General features: G+C 74.8%; 14 protein-coding genes. 10 read left to right on the top strand and 4 right to left on the bottom strand.

Going from position 1 to position 15,566, the window contains the following annotated elements; genetic code table 11:
• The first annotated feature begins 128 nt into the window (after positions 1-128).
• Complete coding sequence (locus tag VE614_RS29155) at positions 129-971, top strand: class I SAM-dependent methyltransferase (protein WP_324943716.1); 843 nt, start codon at positions 129-131, stop codon at positions 969-971.
• Positions 961-1,416 (top strand): archease, encoded by a 456-nt coding sequence (locus VE614_RS29150; RefSeq protein ID WP_324943713.1) that lies wholly within the window; start codon positions 961-963, stop codon positions 1,414-1,416. Before VE614_RS29155 ends, VE614_RS29150 begins: the two co-directional genes overlap by 11 nt.
• Positions 1,417-1,494: 78 nt before the next feature.
• On the opposite strand, the gene VE614_RS29145 is transcribed toward VE614_RS29150, so the two are convergent.
• The 4 genes from VE614_RS29145 to VE614_RS29130 all read right to left on the bottom strand — a co-directional run bounded on the left by VE614_RS29145 (position 1,495) and on the right by VE614_RS29130 (position 7,700).
• On the bottom strand, positions 1,495-2,904 hold the full coding sequence (locus tag VE614_RS29145; protein WP_324943710.1) for an RtcB family protein: 1,410 nt from the start codon (positions 2,902-2,904) through the stop codon (positions 1,495-1,497).
• 1 nt (position 2,905) lies between these two features.
• Entirely contained in the window at positions 2,906-4,642 is a 1,737-nt protein-coding gene (polX, locus tag VE614_RS29140) for a DNA polymerase/3'-5' exonuclease PolX (RefSeq protein ID WP_324943708.1), read from the bottom strand.
• A 169-nt stretch (positions 4,643-4,811) separates the two neighbouring features.
• Complete coding sequence (locus tag VE614_RS29135; protein ID WP_324943706.1) at positions 4,812-6,947, bottom strand: MMPL family transporter; 2,136 nt, start codon at positions 6,945-6,947, stop codon at positions 4,812-4,814.
• Between the two features lie 246 nt (positions 6,948-7,193).
• A complete protein-coding gene (locus VE614_RS29130) occupies positions 7,194-7,700 on the bottom strand; it encodes a MarR family winged helix-turn-helix transcriptional regulator (RefSeq protein WP_324943703.1) in 507 nt (168 codons plus the stop codon).
• A 351-nt stretch (positions 7,701-8,051) separates the two neighbouring features.
• Here VE614_RS29130 and VE614_RS29125 point away from each other — a divergent pair, with 351 nt between their 5' ends.
• The 8 genes from VE614_RS29125 to VE614_RS29090 all read left to right on the top strand — a co-directional run bounded on the left by VE614_RS29125 (position 8,052) and on the right by VE614_RS29090 (position 15,514).
• Entirely contained in the window at positions 8,052-9,578 is a 1,527-nt protein-coding gene (locus VE614_RS29125) for an SDR family oxidoreductase (protein WP_324943700.1), read from the top strand.
• A gap of 28 nt (positions 9,579-9,606) precedes the next feature.
• Complete coding sequence (locus VE614_RS29120) at positions 9,607-10,221, top strand: deoxyribodipyrimidine photo-lyase (RefSeq protein WP_324943719.1); 615 nt, start codon at positions 9,607-9,609, stop codon at positions 10,219-10,221.
• Positions 10,222-10,225: 4 nt separating this feature from the next.
• Positions 10,226-11,293: an acyl-CoA dehydrogenase family protein gene (locus VE614_RS29115; RefSeq protein ID WP_324943697.1), complete on the top strand. Its 1,068-nt coding sequence runs from the start codon at positions 10,226-10,228 to the stop codon at positions 11,291-11,293.
• 109 nt (positions 11,294-11,402) lie between these two features.
• Complete coding sequence (locus VE614_RS29110; RefSeq protein WP_324943694.1) at positions 11,403-11,843, top strand: SPW repeat protein; 441 nt, start codon at positions 11,403-11,405, stop codon at positions 11,841-11,843.
• Between the two features lie 215 nt (positions 11,844-12,058).
• Positions 12,059-12,259 carry a hypothetical protein gene (locus tag VE614_RS29105; RefSeq protein WP_324943691.1) on the top strand — a complete coding sequence of 67 codons (201 nt, stop codon included), beginning with the start codon at positions 12,059-12,061 and terminating at the stop codon, positions 12,257-12,259.
• 52 nt (positions 12,260-12,311) lie between these two features.
• Positions 12,312-12,737 (top strand): hypothetical protein, encoded by a 426-nt coding sequence (locus tag VE614_RS29100; RefSeq protein WP_324943688.1) that lies wholly within the window; start codon positions 12,312-12,314, stop codon positions 12,735-12,737.
• Between the two features lie 5 nt (positions 12,738-12,742).
• Positions 12,743-13,486: a class I SAM-dependent methyltransferase gene (locus tag VE614_RS29095; RefSeq protein ID WP_324943685.1), complete on the top strand. Its 744-nt coding sequence runs from the start codon at positions 12,743-12,745 to the stop codon at positions 13,484-13,486.
• A gap of 402 nt (positions 13,487-13,888) precedes the next feature.
• Positions 13,889-15,514: an alpha/beta hydrolase gene (locus VE614_RS29090; RefSeq protein WP_324943683.1), complete on the top strand. Its 1,626-nt coding sequence runs from the start codon at positions 13,889-13,891 to the stop codon at positions 15,512-15,514.
• Positions 15,515-15,566: the final 52 nt, after the last annotated feature.

The raw sequence follows: 15,566 nt of genomic DNA, 5'->3' as shown, positions 1-15,566 counted from the left end.
CTGCTCGCCGGTGCGCTGCCGCCGGGCGCCCATCGCGTGGAGCAGTCGCAGCCGTCGGCCGCCCCGCACGAGGACCTGGGCGGCCACGGGGTCCCGGTGGTGCGCCTCGCCCCGTCGGCGGCCCCGCGGTGAGCGGCGGCTGGGAAGGCGGCGACTACACCGCCGCCGGGGACGCCTGGGCGCACGCGGCGGACGACGTGGTCCGCGCGGCCCTCACCGGGCTCCCCGCCGCCCCGCGGGTGCTCGACGTCGGCACGGGGTCCGGTCCGGCCGCCCTCGCCGCGGCGCGGTGCGGGGCGCGGGTGCTGGGGCTGGACCAGGAGCCCGGGTTGCTGCGGGTCGCGCGGGAACGGGCGTGCGGGGCCGGTCAGCCGCCCGGCTCGACGGCCCGGCAGCCGCTCGGCTGGGTCGCCGGGGACGCCCGGCGGCTGCCGTTCCGGGCGGGTTCCTTCGATGTCGTCCTGTCCACCTTCGGGGTGATGTTCGCCCCCGAACCGGCCCGGGTCGCCGCCGAGTTGGTACGGGTGACCCGCCCCGGCGGGCGGCTCGCCGTCGCCTCCTGGACCCCGGACGGGATCATGGGCCGCATCGCCCCGACGGTCCTGCGCCACCTGGACGTCCCGCCCGGCCCGGCGGCGCCCACCCGGTGGGGCGAGCCCGGCCGGGTCGCGGCCTGGTTCGCGCCGCTGCCGGTCACCGTGCGGTGCCGAGTGGCGCGGGTGCGGGTGCGCTATCCCTCGGTGGCGCGCGCCGTGGCCGTCTTCGAGGCAAAGCCCGGCCCGATCCGCGCCCACCGCCGGGCCCTGGAGCGCGCCGGGCGGTGGGACCGGGCCCGCGCCGATCTGTCCGCCCTGTTCGCCGCGCACAACCGGGCGGACGACGGCGGCCTCCTCTTCGAGGCGCCGTATCTCCTGGTCGAGGGCCGTGTGCGGGCGGACCGGGCGGGGAACTCGGCGGAGCATGGTCGGTGACACTGACGACGACATCGCGGTGCGGCGGCGGGGTACCAGCGGCCACCGGGCGTCCGGGCACACGGCCGACGTGCGGATCGAGGCGTGGGGCGCCGACCGGGAGAGCTGTCTGCTGGAGGCCGTACGGGGCCTGGTCGAGTGCTTCGCGGACGTGGGCGGGGCGCGGACCACCGGGATGGCTCGGGTACGGCTGCCCGACGAGGGCGACGAGGAGCTGCTGGCGGCCCTGCTGGACGAGGTCGTCTACCGCCTGGAGGTGCGCGGCGAGGTCCCGGTGGACGTGGCGGCCCGGGCCGCGGGCGACGGGCTGGACGTGCGGTTCACCATGACCGGTCTGGACGGCGTGGAGATCACCGGGGCCGTGCCGAAGGCCGTCGCCTGGCACGAGCTGCGCATCCGGCCGGACGCGTACGGCTGGTCGTGCGCGGTGACGGTCGACGTGTGACGGGGGCGGTTGTGTGACGGGGGCGGTTCGGGCCGGTGGGCGGTCGCCGCTCGGTGGGCATCCGGAACGGGGTGCCGTTCAGCCCTTCACCACACCCAGCGGCACCAGCCGGGCCACGGTCCGGCACAGGCCCGCTCCCTCGCTCGCGGCCACCACCGCGCCGACGTCCTTGTACGCCTCCGGGGTCTCCTCGGACAGGCCGCGCCAGGAGCGGGGGCGCACCGCGATGCCCGCGCGTTCCAGCCGGGCCCGCAGTTCGCGTCCGGTGACCGTGCGGGCGGCTTCGTGGCGGCTCATCCGGCGGCCGGCGCCGTGGCAGGTGGAGGCGAAGGCGTCGCCGCCGGTGACCCCGGCCAGCACGTAGGAGGCGGTGCCCATGGTGCCGGGGATCAGCACCGGCTGCCCGGCCTCCCGCAGGTCGGCGGGCAGGTCGGGGTGGCCGGGCGGGAAGGCGCGGGTGGCCCCCTTGCGGTGCACGCACAGCGGGCGGGGCCGCCCGTCGACCGGGTGGGTCTCCAGCTTGGCCAGGTTGTGGGAGACGTCGTAGACCAGGGACAGGTGGACGCCCGCGGCACGGCGGAAGACCTCACGGGCCGCGTACGAGAGCAGCTGGCGGTTGGCGCGGCCGTAGTTGGCCGCCGCGGCCATCGCGCCGAGGTAGGCCCGGCCCTCCGGGGAGTCCACCGGGGTGCAGGCCAGCTGCCGGTCGGGCACCGTGATGCGGTAGCGGGCCATGGCGCGGTCCATCGCCCGGACGTGGTCGGTGCAGATCTGGTGGCCGAGTCCGCGCGAACCGCAGTGGATCATCACGCAGACCTGTCCGGCGGTGATCCCGAAGGCCTCGGCGGCCGTCTCGTCGTAGACGTCGGAGACCTGCTGCACCTCCAGGAAGTGGTTGGCGGAGCCCAGGCTGCCGACCTGGCCGAGGCCGCGCTCGCGGGCCCGCTCGCCGACCTGGCGCACCTCGGCGTCGTCGACCGCCCCGCCGTCCTCGCAGCGGACCAGGTCGCGCTCCACGCCGTACCCCCGCGCGACGGCGTAGCGGGCGCCGCCTTCGAGGATGCGGTCCAGTTCGCCGGGGCCGGGCCGCCACACCCCGCCGGGTCCGGCGCCGCGCGGGATCGCCCGGTCCAGACCGTCCATCACGGCGGTGAAGGCAGGGGCCAGCCGGACGCGGTCGCAGTCGGCGGCCAGCAGCCGGACCCCGCAGGAGATGTCGAAGCCGACGCCGCCCGGGGAGATCACCCCGCCCTCGTCGACCGCGGTCGCGGCGACGCCGCCGATGGGGAAGCCGTACCCCCAGTGGATGTCGGGCATGGCGTACGAGGCGCCGACGATGCCGGGCAGGGTGGCCACGTTGGCGACCTGCTGAAGGGACTGCTCGGCGTCGGCGAGCAGGTCACGGGAGGCGAAGACCACGCCGGGCACCCGCATGGCGCCGTGCGGGTCGAGGCGGAAGCGGTGCGGGGTCTCCTCGACGAGGTGCATGTCATCTCCCGGGGCGCTTGCGCAGGAAGCGGCGCAGCCGGGTGAGCGGCCAGGTGTTGATCACGTCGTCCGCGGTGAGCCAGCCGCGCTGGGCGGTGCCGACGCCGTAGCGCAGGTTGGGCAGGTGGACGACGGCGTGGGCGTCGCTGTCGACGGCGAACCTCACCCCGTGCCGTTTCGCCCGCAGGATGTCCTCGTCACGCAGGTCGAGCCGGTCGGGGTGGGCGTTGATCTCCAGGGCGGTGCCAGAACGGGCACAGGCGGCGAAGACCTCGTCGAGGTCGGCGTCGATACCGGGCCGCCGGCCGATGATGCGGGTGGTGGGGTGGCCGATGATGTGGACGTACGGGTTCTCGCAGGCCCGCACGATCCGGCGGGTCAGGGCCTCGCGGCCCTGGTCGAAATGGGAGTGCACGGAGGCCACGCACAGGTCGAACCCGGCCAGGAAGGGGGCGGGCCAGTCGACCTCGCCGTCGGGCGCGATGTTCAGCTCGGCACCGTGCAGCAGCCGCATCCCGCGTCCCCGGCCGTAGCGGCCGTCGAGTGCGCGCACCCGCTCGCGCTGGGCGAGCATCCGTTCGTCGGTCATGCGCTGCATGGCCATGTCCGGCCCGTGGTCGGTGACGGCGTAGTAGGCGTAGCCGCGTTCGGCGGCGGCCGCGACCATCTCCTCCAGCGGGGCGAGGCCGTCGGTGAGGTCCGTGTGGGTGTGCAGGTCACCGCGGATGTCGTCCTCGGCGAGCAGGGCGGGCAGTTCGCCGCGGAGTCCGGCCTCGATCTCGCCGCGGTCCTCGCGCAGGGTGGGCGGGATCCACGGCAGGCCCAGCCGGGCGTAGACGTCCTCCTCGGTCTCGGAGACGATCCGCTCACCGGTCTCGGCGTCGAACAGGCCGTACTCGGAGAGCTTGAGGCCCTGGCGCACGGCCAGTTCCCGCGTACGGATGTTGTGCGCCTTCGACCCCGTGAAGTACTGAAGGGCCGCACCCCAGGACTCCGGGTGGACGACGCGCAGATCGACGGCGAGGCCCTTCGAGGTGCGCACGGACGTCTTGGTCCGGCCCCGCGCGATGACCTCGGTGACGTACGGCAGCTCGGTGAGCGCCCGCATCACCGGGGCCGAGTCCTCGGCGGCGGCCAGCACGTCGAGGTCGCCGATGGTCTCGCGGACCCGGCGCAGGGAGCCCGCGTAGGCGCAGCGCCGGCAGCCGGTGACGCCGGACAGCGCGCCGACGATCGTCTCGGCGGTGTCCATGGCGACATCGATCAGCACGCGGTCGCCCGCGGACCTCAGCAGACCGATGCCGTGGAGGATCTTCTCCTCGGTCCGGGGCCCGAAGCCCTTCAGGTCGCGCAGGCGTTCGGCGTGGACGGCGTCGGCCAGCTCCTCGACCGAGGCGATGCCCAGCTCCTCGTAGAGGACATGGGCCTTCTTCGGGCCGAGGCCGGGGACGGCTGTGAGCCGGCGTACCCCGGCGGGGATCTTCGCGCGCAGTTCCTCGACGGCGGACACCCGGCCGTCGCGGAAGTACTCGGCCACCTTCTCGGCGACCGACCTGCCGACCCCGGGGATCTCCTGGAGCCCCTTCGCGTCGAGGCGGGACACATCGGCGTGGTGGCCGCCGATCGCCCGGGCGGCCTTCTCATAGGCGCGTGCCTTGAACGCGTCCCCTCCGGTGATCGAGATCAGATCCGCGTACTCGGCGAACAGCGCGGCGACCTCGTCGTTGGAACGAGCCACGCTTCCAGGGTAGGCACGGCCCCGGCGCGCACGCCGTCCTGGCCGGGCACCGAGGCCTTGCCGGCGGCTCCACAGGTACGGCCCGTACGGACGGCCGTGCTCACGACCGCGGCACGGCCGTACCCACGGACGCGGCACGGCCGTACCCACGGACGCGGCACAGCCGTACCTATGGCTGCGGCCCGCCCCGCTCGCCGTCCCGGGTCCGGGCGAGCCGTCCCGGCCACCAGGCGCGCGGTCCCAGGTCCCGCACCAGCGCCGGCACCAGCAGGGAACGGACCACGAGCGTGTCGAGCAGCACCCCGAAGGCGACGATGAACGCGATCTGCGCCAGGAAGGCCAGCGGGATCACCCCGAGGGCGGCGAACGTGGCCGCGAGCACCACCCCGGCCGAGGTGATCACCCCGCCCGTGCTCACCAGGCCGCGCAGCACGCCTTGACGGACGCCGTGCCGCAGGGACTCCTCGCGGACCCGGTCCATCAGGAAGATGTTGTAGTCGACGCCGAGGGCGACCAGGAAGACGAACCCGTACAGCGGCACGGACGGGTCGGTGCCGGTGAAACCGAACACGTGCGGGAAGACGAGCGCCGAGACGCCCAGCGTGGCCAGGAAGTTGAGCGCCACGGTCGCGACCAGGAGAGCGGGCAGCAGCAGGGAGCGCAGCAGCAGGGCGAGGATCACGAAGATGATCGCCAGCACCACCGGCACGATGAGACCGCGGTCCCGTTCGGCGGTCCGCAGGGTGTCGTACTGCTGCGCGGTGTACCCGCCGACCTCGGCGTCGGCGCCGGGCACCGCGTGCAGTGCCGTGCGCAGACGGGCCACGGTGTCCTTGGCCGCGTCGCTGTCGGCGGCGGCGCGCAGGGTGACGTCGACGCGTACGCGTCCGCCGGCCACGAGGGGCTCGCCGCCGGGGCGGCCGTTCCCGGTGACGGTGGCCGCGGCGGCGACGCCCTCGGTGGCCCGGGCGGCGGCGAGCACCCGCGGCAGCCGGTCGGCGTCGGCGATCACCACGGCCGGGTTGCCGGAGCCGCCGGGGAAGTGCCGGCCGAGGGTGGCCTGCGCGGCGACGGACGGAGCGTCGTTCACGAAGGTCTCGTCGAGCGGTACGCCCCGGGAGGTGAGGCCGGGCGCGAACGCGGCGCAGGCGAGCAGACCGGCGAGCGACACCGACCAGACCCGGCGCGGTGCCCGGTCGACCAGGGCCGCGACCCGCTGCCAGACGCCGGTACCGGCGGCCGGACGCGCGCCGCCCGGACGCGCGGCGGCCGGATGCGCGGCGGCGGGGCGCGGCTTGGCGGGCCAATACGCGGCACGGCCGAGCAGCACGAGGACGGCGGGCAGGAACGTGAGGGAGCTGAGCACGGCGCAGCCGATGCCGATGGCGCCGACCGGGCCGAGCGCCCGGTTGTTGGTCAGATCGCTGAGCAGCAGGGCCAGCAGCCCGAGGGCGACGGTGGCGGCGCTGGCCACGACGGCGCCCCAGGACTGCCGCAGAGCGGCGGCGACGGCCGCGAACCGGTCGGTGCGGGCAACCAGTTCCTCGCGGAAGCGCGCGGTGACGAGCAGCGCGTAGTCGGTGGCCGCGCCGATGACGAGGATGGAGAGGATGCCCTGGACCTGCCCGTCGACGCGCACCACGTCGCGGTCGGCGAGCGCGTACACGATCGCGCAGGCCAGACCGAGCGCGAACACCGAACCCAGGATGATCACCAGCGGGAGCAGCACACTGCGGTAGACCAGCAGCAGGATCACCAGGACGGTCGCCAGGGCGACGCCCAGGAGCAGGCCGTCGATGCCGGCGAAGGCGTCGGAGAGGTCGGCCTGGCTCGCCGCGGGTCCGGCCAGCTGGACGGTGGTGCCGGGGACGCGTTCGGCGGCGGCGCGGATCCTGTCGAGGGCGTCGGGCAGTTCGTCGCCGAGGCCGGGCCGCAGCGGGACGACGCCCTGGAGTGCCGCGCCGTCCTCGGAGAGCAGCACCGGGGAGATCCGCCCGGCCACCCAAGGGGCGTCGGCGAGCGCGGCGAGGGCACGGCCGGCGGCCGCGCGCCGGTCGGCCAGGGCCGCGTCCGCGTCGTCGGTCCAGACCACGACGGCGGGCAGGGTCTCCTCCTGCCGGAAGGCCCGCTGCTCGGCGATGACCTCGGTGGACTCGGCGCTGCGCGGCAGGAAGGCGGCCTGGTCGTTGGTGGCCACCTCGCCGAGCCGTCCGGCGAAGGGGCCCAGGCCGCCGCCGATGCCCAGCCAGACGGCGAGCAGCAGCAGGGGGAGGAGCAGACGGGCACGTCGGGGGCTAGGGGGCATGTTCTCCGGGCTCCGCGCGGGGTGGGTGATCGGATAGTGACTCAATCGAAAAGAATCTTAATGATTGAGCTATTCGGGGGTGGGGCGATCTTAAGCGATGCTTGTGCTTCCGGATACGAGCGCCCCCGGATACGGAGAAATCAAGATCACCGGGTGCGGAGGCCCCTGGGCGGAGGGCGAACATCCGGGCAGCGGACGACGAGCAGCCGGGCAACGGCGCCGGGCAGCGGGCGGCGGTCCCGTGGCTCAGCGACCGCCGTGCGGCTTGAGCGCGCCGAGTTCCTCGTTGATCGCCGCGAGGAAGCTCCGCACCACCGCCAGCTCCTCCTCGCTGAAACGGTCGGCGGCGGCCTGAGTCGCCTCCGCGAGCGGCCGGAAGTAGGTGCGCGCGGCCGGCCGGGCGTCGGCCGCGTACCGCAGATGCACCACCCGGCGGTCCGCGCTCTCCCGGACCCGGCGGATGTGTCCGGCGCGCTCCAGGCGGTCCACACACGCCGTGACCGCCCCCGAGGTGAGGCCGAGCCGCTCCCGCAGGCGCCCCGGGGTCATCGGCTCGTCGGCGTCGAGGATCGCGGCCAGCGCCTGGACGTCCGTCGCGTGCAGCCCGTGGTCACCGGCGAAGCCCTGCATGAGGCGATTGATCTCCCCGTGCAGCCTGCGTAGCTGGACGGCGAAGGACTGCAGGTCGGGTCCGGTGCCCGCGGCGGGCTCCGGCCGCCGCGTCGGCTGCTCCCGGTCTTCCGCTGTGGCCACGTGATCAGCCTATAGAACCGCCGCCCGGCGGGAGAGAGCGCGGGTGCCCTACTGAGCGGCCGGTACGCGACAGGGGTGGCCCGGGGCCGCAGGCACACGGCGGGGCTGAACGTCCGCGCACCCCGGGCGCGGCGTCGGAGAACACGGCTCGGGGGCCGGACCACTCGGCCGCCCGGACGAGTGGGACGAGTGGCGCATCCGGAACCGCTCGGTCCGGGGAAGTCATCCCGGAGGCCCGCGCGCCCGACCCAGCCGCCCCGGGCCCCGCGCGGCACCCGGAGGGGGACCGGGCGGCGACGGTGACCACCGCGATGAAGGGTGTGACGACGACGATGAACGGTGACCACGGCGATGAACGGTGACGACACGGTGGAAAAGGGCCCGCGCTGCCTGGTGACCGGCGCCACCGGCTACATCGGCGGCCGGCTGGTCCCGGAGCTGCTGGCGGCCGGGTACCGGGTGCGCTGCCTGGCCCGCTCCCCCGGCAAGCTGCGCGACCACCCCTGGGCGGGTGACGTGGAGATCGTCCCCGGGGACGTCACGGACGACGCCTCGACCGGCGCGGCCCTGCGGGACGTGGACGTGGCGTACTACCTGGTGCACGCCCTGGGCACGGGCAAGGACTTCGAGGAGACGGACCGGCGGGCCGCGACGGTGTTCGCCCGGCAGGCCCGCGCCGCCGGGGTGCGGCGGATCGTCTATCTCGGCGGTCTCACCCCCGCGGGCGTCCCCGAACGGGACCTGTCACCGCACCTGCGCTCCCGGGCGGAGGTGGGCCGCATCCTGCTGGCGTCCGGCGTCCCCACGACCGTGCTGCGCGCGGCCGTGATCCTGGGCTCCGGCTCGGCCTCCTTCGAGATGCTGCGGTATCTGACCGAGCGGCTGCCGGTGATGGTCACTCCGAGCTGGGTGCACACCCGGATCCAGCCCATCGCCGTACGGGACGTGCTGCGCGCCCTGGTCGGGAGCGCGCGGATGCCGGCGGAGGTGAACCGGTCCTTCGACCTCGGCGGCCCGGAGGTGCTGACGTACCGCGACATGATGCTGCGGTACGCCCGGGTCGCGGGACTGCCGCGCCGCCTCCTGCTCCCCGTGCCGCTGCTCACGCCCGGCCTGTCGAGCCAGTGGGTCGGCCTGGTCACCCCGGTGCCCGCGTCCATCGCCCGGCCGCTCGCCGAATCGCTGCGCCACGAGGTGGTCTGCCACGAGCACGACATCGCGCGGTACGTCCCGGATCCCCCCGGGCACCCGCTCGGCTTCGAGGAGGCGGTACGGCTGGCGCTGCAGCGGGTGCGGGAGGCCCGGGTCGACACCCGCTGGTCCAGCGCCTCGGTGCCCGGCGCCCCCAGCGATCCGCTGCCCACCGACCCCACCTGGGCGGGTGGCAGCCTCTACACGGACGAGCGGGAGATCACCGTGGACGCCTCACCGGAGGCGCTGTGGCGGGTCATCGAGGGGATCGGCGGCAGGAACGGCTGGTACTCCTTCCCGCTCGCCTGGTCGGTGCGCGGCCGGCTGGACCGGCTGGTGGGCGGGGTCGGTCTGCGGCGTGGACGCCGGGACGAGCAGCGGTTGCGGGCGGGTGACTCCCTGGACTTCTGGCGGGTCGAGGAGATCGAACGGGGGCGGCTGCTGCGGTTGCGGGCCGAGATGCGGCTGCCGGGGCTGGCCTGGCTGGAGATGTACGCCGGGACGGATCCGGCCGGCCGCACCCGGTACCGCCAGCGCGCCCTGTTCCATCCCCACGGCCTGCTCGGCCAGGCCTACTGGTGGGGCGTCTCGCCCTTCCACGCCCTGGTGTTCGGCGGCATGGCCCGCAACATCGCCCGAGCCGCGGCCAGGGCACCGACCGCCCCCGGCCCGGCCCCCGCCCCCTGACCCGCCGCTGCTCGTGCGCGACCGGGAGATGGCCGCCGCCGGGTTCGACGCGCCGAGCCGCCGGGCGTTCCTCGCCGACTGTCCGCGCGACCTGGACGCGGGGCTGCGCGAGCGCGGCGGCCGGCTCGTGGTGCGCTCGGGCGACGTCTTGGCGGGGGGGTGTGTGCCGGGTGGCCGCCGAGGCGGACACCGACGAGGTGCCCTCGCGGCCGACGTGAGCGCCTTCGCGCACCGCCGCGAGCGCCGCCTGCGCCGGGCGCTGGAGGCCGAGGGGCGCCGGTTGCCCGTCCACGACACGGTGACGTGGGCGGTCACTCCCGGGACCGTGACCCCGTCCTCCTCCGACCAGTTCGCGGTGTTCACGCCGTACTTCCGGCACTGGTCCCGGCACCGGCCGCGCGATCCGCTCACCGCCCCCGGATCGTCCGGGTGCCGGACGGGGCCGGTTCCGAGCGCCTCCCCCGACTGCGGAGGTGTCCGGGCGGTCGCCGGGGCTGGCCGCCGACGCCGAGCGGTACGGCACGCCCCGGGCATCCCCTCCGGCCCCTGGGCGAGCGGTGCGCCCGAAACTCCCGTCCCGCCGGAGGTGATTCACGCAGCGCCCGGCCGTCGGCCCGCTGCGGGCCTCCGCTCGGGACAATGACCGCATGACCACCACACCGCACCCCCTCGTCGCCCGCGCCCGCCGGCTCGCGCGGGACCTGCTCGTCCCCCACGCCGAGCAGGTCGACCGCGCGGAGGTGCCCGCCGGTCACCTGGCCGCCGTACGGGAGTCCGGGGTGCTCGGGGTGAGCGCGCCACGGGAGTACGGCGGGGCGGGGGCGCCGGACGCGGTCGGCCGGGAGATCCAGGAGATCCTGGCCGGGGCGTGCGGTTCGACCTGGTTCGTGCAGACGCAGCACCACACGCCGGTACGGATGCTGGCCCGGTCCGGCTCCCCCGTGCGCGAGCGCCTGCTGCGCCCGCTGGCGACCGGCGAACTGCTGGCGGGCATCGCTTACGCCCATGTGCGCGCCTACCCGCGGGTTCCGGTGCGGGCGACGGCCGAGCGCGGCGGCTGGCGGTTCGACGGCACGGTGCCCTGGTACACCGGCTGGGGCCTGAACGACGTGATGCTGCTCGCGGGCGTGACCGAGGCGGCCGAGGTGGTGTTCGCCTTCACCGAAGCCCGGGAGCGGCCGGGGCTGCGCGCCTCGCCCCCGATGCGGCTCGCGGCGCTCACCGCCGCCCGGACGGTGTCCCTGGAGCTGGACGGTCTGCGGGTGCCGGAGGAGTCCGTCGTGCTGCGCACCCCGCGGGAGAAGTTCACCCTGGTCGACATCCCCCGCAGCGCCAACACGTCCCCGGCCGTCTTCGGGGTGGCGTACGCGGCCCTGCGGCTGCTGGAGGGCGCTCCCGGCACGGAGGAGACGGCCGGGGCGCTGCGCGCCGGGCTCGACGAGGTGCGCCGGCGGGCGTACGCGCTCGCCGACCATCCGGTCCCGCGGGAGAACGTCGAGGAGCGGCTGGCGCTGCGCACCCGGGCGTTCGACCTGATGCGCGCGGCCACGACCGCGGCGGTGGTGGCCGGGGGCGGGCGGGCGATGAGTCTGGACAACCCGGCCCAGCGGCTGGCCCGCGAGGGGATGTTCCTGCTGGTCCAGGGTCAGACGGCGCCGGCGCGCGAGAGCCATCTGGCATCACTCGCCCCATCCCTACACATAAAGGGCAAATAAGAGCAAAATAAACATGGGCGGCGCGCTCGCCGCACACCCACCAGACGCACACCCACCAGACGCAGACCCACCAGACGCAGTCAGGCCTGCCAGTCGAAGGAGACGAGTCATGGCCAACGTCTCGCCCACCAGGGGTGACATCACCAGCCACCCCGACGCTTCCGAAATGCGGGCTCGCTACGACCGCGTGCTCGGCGGTCGCGATGTGGCGCTCGTGGACGGACCCGTGTTCCTGCTCGGTCTGTACTGCGCCGTGTCCCCGTGGATACTCCACTACACGACCAGCCAGCCCGACCTCGTGCCGCACAATCTGGTCATCGGCATCGCCATCGCCGTGCTGGCCCTCGGCTTCACCCGGGCGCCCGAGCGCATGTACGGCCTGAGCTGGGCCTGCTGCGCACTCGGCGTGTGGATGATCGTCTCGCCGTGGATCGTCGGCGACGGCCCGGACGCGGGTGTCGTGTGGAACAACATCATCATCGGCGCGCTGGCCGTGATACTGGGCGCGGTCTGCGCCGCCACGGCGGCGAAGAGCGCCTCCAGGTCGTAGGAAGAGCGCCCCCGGGCCGTAGAGAGACAGGGGAGACAGGCAGGCCGGTCCGCGTGGACCGGCCTCGCCCTGCCCGCGAACCGCCCTCGTCGCCGCCGGCGCCGACACCGCGCTCGGCGTATCGGCCACCGGCGCCATCGCCAGCACGCCCCCGCAGCGCAGACCCCGCCCCGGCCCACTCCCACGGCAGGGCCCGTCGCGTCCAGGTGCAGAGTGTGCGGCTCACGGACAGGGTCTCCCAGGCGAAGGTCCACAAGTCCGGCAAGCACCGCCACGAGGCGGAGGTGTCGGCCGAGGGCACGGAGTACGGCACCCTCCGCACCCAGGGCAAGGCGGCCACGCACAGCACAACGGCCTCGCACGGGCCTCCCGCCGGCCACGCCGGATCCGCCCGACGGCCGAGCGCGCGGGAGTGACGCCGGGGACCGCACAGCCCTGAACCGTCCGAGATGCAGGGGCCGGCCGGCGATGCCTACGATCGAGAGGGACCCGGACCAGATCGACGGACCGGTCTCCTCGGGATGCGAGGAGGGCTTGTCGTTGTTGCCGGCCCAGCGGCTGATGGCCGCTCATGTGGCGCTGGTCGCCGCCGCCGCCGTCATGTACCTGACGGTCCCCGCGGCCCGCGCCTTCGATGTGGGCCGTGATCGGTTTCGCGCGCGCGCCTCCGTCGCCCTGACCGGCGTCCCGCCGCACCGCCCGGCCCAGGCGTGGCCGTGGTGGGTGTACCCGGTGCAGCCGCTGTCCGAGCTGCAGGGACTGACCTGGCAGCAGGGGATCACCGCCCTCGACTCCGACGACGACACCGACCGGCGCAACCCCGTGCTGACCAGGCTGGCGGCGCGCTTCCCGCTGCGGTCGGGGAGTCGCGCGGGCCGTGCGGCGAAGAGGTGACCGGCATGCGCACGCACAACGACGACGTGGACTGGGACCGCTGGCCGGTGGCGGACTATCTCGCCGAGAACTACCGCACCGTGCGCCCCTCGGACGCGGCGGTCATCGCCCACCACTCCGCCTACTACCGACGGCTGCCGCCCCACGGCCTCGCCCGCAGTGTGGAGCTGGGCGCCGGCCCCAACCTCTATCCGCTGATCCTCGCCTCGGCGGTGAGCCGGCGGATCGACGCGGTCGAGGCGGGCGCGAGCAACGTGGCCTATCTGCGGCATCAGATCCTCGACCACCCGGACACCAGCTGGCTGCCGTTCCACGCGCTGTGCCGGCGGCTGAACCCGGCCGTGCCGGCCACCCTGGCGGCCGCGCTGGCGCCGGTGGAGGTGGTGCACGCCGATGTGCGCTCGCTGCCGCCGGGCTCGTACGACCTGGCGTCCATGCACTTCGTCGCCGAGGGCGCCACGGAGGACTACGCGGAGTTCGCCGACTTCTGCCGGGTCTTCGTGCGCTGTGCGGTGCCCCGCGGGCACCTGGTGGCCGCGTTCATGGAGAACATGCCGAGCTACCGGATCGGGCCCGAGTCGCGGTGGCCGGGCTGCCCGGTCGACACCACGCTGGTGCGGGAGGTGTTCGAGCCGCTGACGGAGCAGCTCGACGTGACCCGGATCGACGCGGACCCGACGCCGCCCGACTACGGGGACACCGGGGTGGTGCTGCTCACCGCGGTGTCGGCGCCGTCCGCCCGAGCGTGAGCGGCGCCCCGCCAGGCCGCTGTGACGGAACGCCTGCGGCGCGTCGCCCGGCTGACGGCCGGGAACCGGGTCCCACCGATCCGCCGGCGAGGGCCGTCGCGCCGACGGCGAGGGGCAGGGCCGCGTCCGCGCCGGTGTCGGCGAGGGCGGCCGTGGCGGGCGGCTGCGCCGCGTGCGGCACGCGGTCGGGGCCCTGCCCGGCCATGGCCGGCGTCCCTTCATCCCATCGAGTGAGCGGGCGGTCGAACGGGCGGCGAAACAGTCCCGCGCGGTGACCGGAAGCCCCGCATGCCACGCCCTGTCCGCCGCCCCCGCCCGCCCGGAGGCGCCCCTTCCGGTGTCCGCTTATCGTGAGCGAGGGTGCCGTTTCCCGGTCCGCAGCCCGGCGCCCTGGAGGCATCGATGCCGGCACAGCCGTCGACGCGGCCCGCACCGCGGCGCCGCGCCATCCTCATCGGGGCCCTCGCCGTGACGCTGCTGAGCACGGGGCTTTTGGCGGCGGCCGCGGACGACGGCGCCCACGCCCAGCCGGACCTCTCCCGCTTCTACCGCCAGCAGGTCTCCTGGGGGAAGTGCCAGGGCGCGGACATGCCGAAGGACCTGCAGTGCGGCAAGGTCACGGTCCCGCTCGACTACGCCCGGCCCGAGGCCGGCACCCTCGATCTGGCGCTCGCCCGCTACCGGGCCAGCGGTGACAAGCGGGGCTCGATCGTACTGAACTTCGGTGGGCCGGGCGGGCCGGGCGTCGCCGGACTGGCCGCCGGCGGCCGCGCGTACCTGGACCTGAGCGACGGCTACGACGTGGTCAGCTTCGACCCGCGCGGCGTCGGCCGCTCCTCCCCGGTCAGCTGCGGTGACACCTACGCCACGGAGCCGCCCGCCGACGACACCGACGACACCGACGAGGTGCTGCGCGATCCGCAGGCGCTGCTGCGGCAGTTGCGGGAGGAGGCCGACGCCTGCGAGAAGCACTCCGGGCCGGTCCTGCCGCACATAGGCACCGTGAACGTCTCCCGTGACCTGGACGTCATCCGCCAGGCGCTGGGCGACGGAAAGCTCAACTACCTCGGCTTCTCCTACGGGACGCGGCTCGGCGCGGTGTACGCGGCGCAGTTCCCCGACCGGGTGGGCCGGCTGGCGCTGGACGGCGTGGACACGCTGACCGAACCGCTCACCGCGCAGGGCGTCGCGACGGCCCGGGGGCAGCAGACGGCGCTGGACGACTTCCTCGACTGGTGCGTGCGGGACATCGCCTGCCCGTTCGGCCAGGACGCGCGCCGGGCCCGGGAGGACGTGCGGCGGCTGGTGCGCTCGCTGGACGAGAACCCGGTGCCGACCGACTTCGGCTACGAATTCAGCGGCCAGGACCTCGTGGGCGCCATCGGACAGGCCCTCTACAGCAAGGGGCTGTGGCCGTCGCTGCAGCGGGCGCTGGCCTCGCTGATGGAGGACGGCGACACCCGCCACATCGAGGCGTTCACGACCGGCGGCTATCACCTCCCGGGCGGCCGGGAGGAGACGCGCCGCCGCGTGACCGGACCGAAGGCCGGAGGCGGCCTGGCCGACGAGGAGGACGTCCCCCTCGACAACCTGGTCGCTGCGCTGACAGCGGTCAACTGCGCGGACGATCCCGATCGCCCCACGGCCGGCCAGATCGAGCGCGACCTCGGCCGGCTGCGCACCGCGTACGAGCGGGCCTCCCCGGTCTTCGGCCGGTACCGCCTCACCGAAGTACTCATGTGCCACGGCCGCCCCCGCGGCACCGACTTCATCCGTGACGAGGTGAAGGACGTCGACACCCCGAAGCTGCTGCTGATCGGCACCCGCGGCGACCCGGCCACACCGTACCGCTGGACCGAGCAGACCGCGCGGCGGCTCGGCCCGTCGGCGGTCGTCCTGGACAACAAGGGCGACGGGCACACCGGATACGGCTCGTCGAAGTGCGTGCACCGCAAGGTCGACGACTTCCTGCTGTACGGCTCGCTGCCCGCGCACGGCAGCTCGTGCGGCGCGGAGGAGCGGCAATGATCTCCGATTTCTCACCGAATGCCCGAGCTGCCGATCGGTCCTATGGTGCTGT

The sequence above is a fragment of the Streptomyces sp. genome (assembly GCF_035645055.1).
Taxonomy (GTDB): domain Bacteria; phylum Actinomycetota; class Actinomycetes; order Streptomycetales; family Streptomycetaceae; genus Streptomyces.
Note: the sequence above shows the minus strand (reverse complement) of the source record. Positions and strands in the feature narration are given on the sequence as shown.

Coding starts and splice junctions, on each gene's coding strand:
- VE614_RS29150 (WP_324943713.1), top strand. CDS start 961: ATGGTCGGTGACACTGACGACGACATCGCGGTGCGGCGGCGGGGTACC.
- VE614_RS29145 (WP_324943710.1), bottom strand. CDS start 2,904: ATGCACCTCGTCGAGGAGACCCCGCACCGCTTCCGCCTCGACCCGCAC.
- VE614_RS29135 (WP_324943706.1), bottom strand. CDS start 6,947: ATGCCCCCTAGCCCCCGACGTGCCCGTCTGCTCCTCCCCCTGCTGCTG.
- VE614_RS29125 (WP_324943700.1), top strand. CDS start 8,052: ATGAACGGTGACGACACGGTGGAAAAGGGCCCGCGCTGCCTGGTGACC.
- VE614_RS29120 (WP_324943719.1), top strand. CDS start 9,607: ATGGCCGCCGCCGGGTTCGACGCGCCGAGCCGCCGGGCGTTCCTCGCC.
- VE614_RS29115 (WP_324943697.1), top strand. CDS start 10,226: ATGACCACCACACCGCACCCCCTCGTCGCCCGCGCCCGCCGGCTCGCG.
- VE614_RS29110 (WP_324943694.1), top strand. CDS start 11,403: ATGGCCAACGTCTCGCCCACCAGGGGTGACATCACCAGCCACCCCGAC.
- VE614_RS29100 (WP_324943688.1), top strand. CDS start 12,312: ATGCCTACGATCGAGAGGGACCCGGACCAGATCGACGGACCGGTCTCC.
- VE614_RS29095 (WP_324943685.1), top strand. CDS start 12,743: ATGCGCACGCACAACGACGACGTGGACTGGGACCGCTGGCCGGTGGCG.
- VE614_RS29090 (WP_324943683.1), top strand. CDS start 13,889: ATGCCGGCACAGCCGTCGACGCGGCCCGCACCGCGGCGCCGCGCCATC.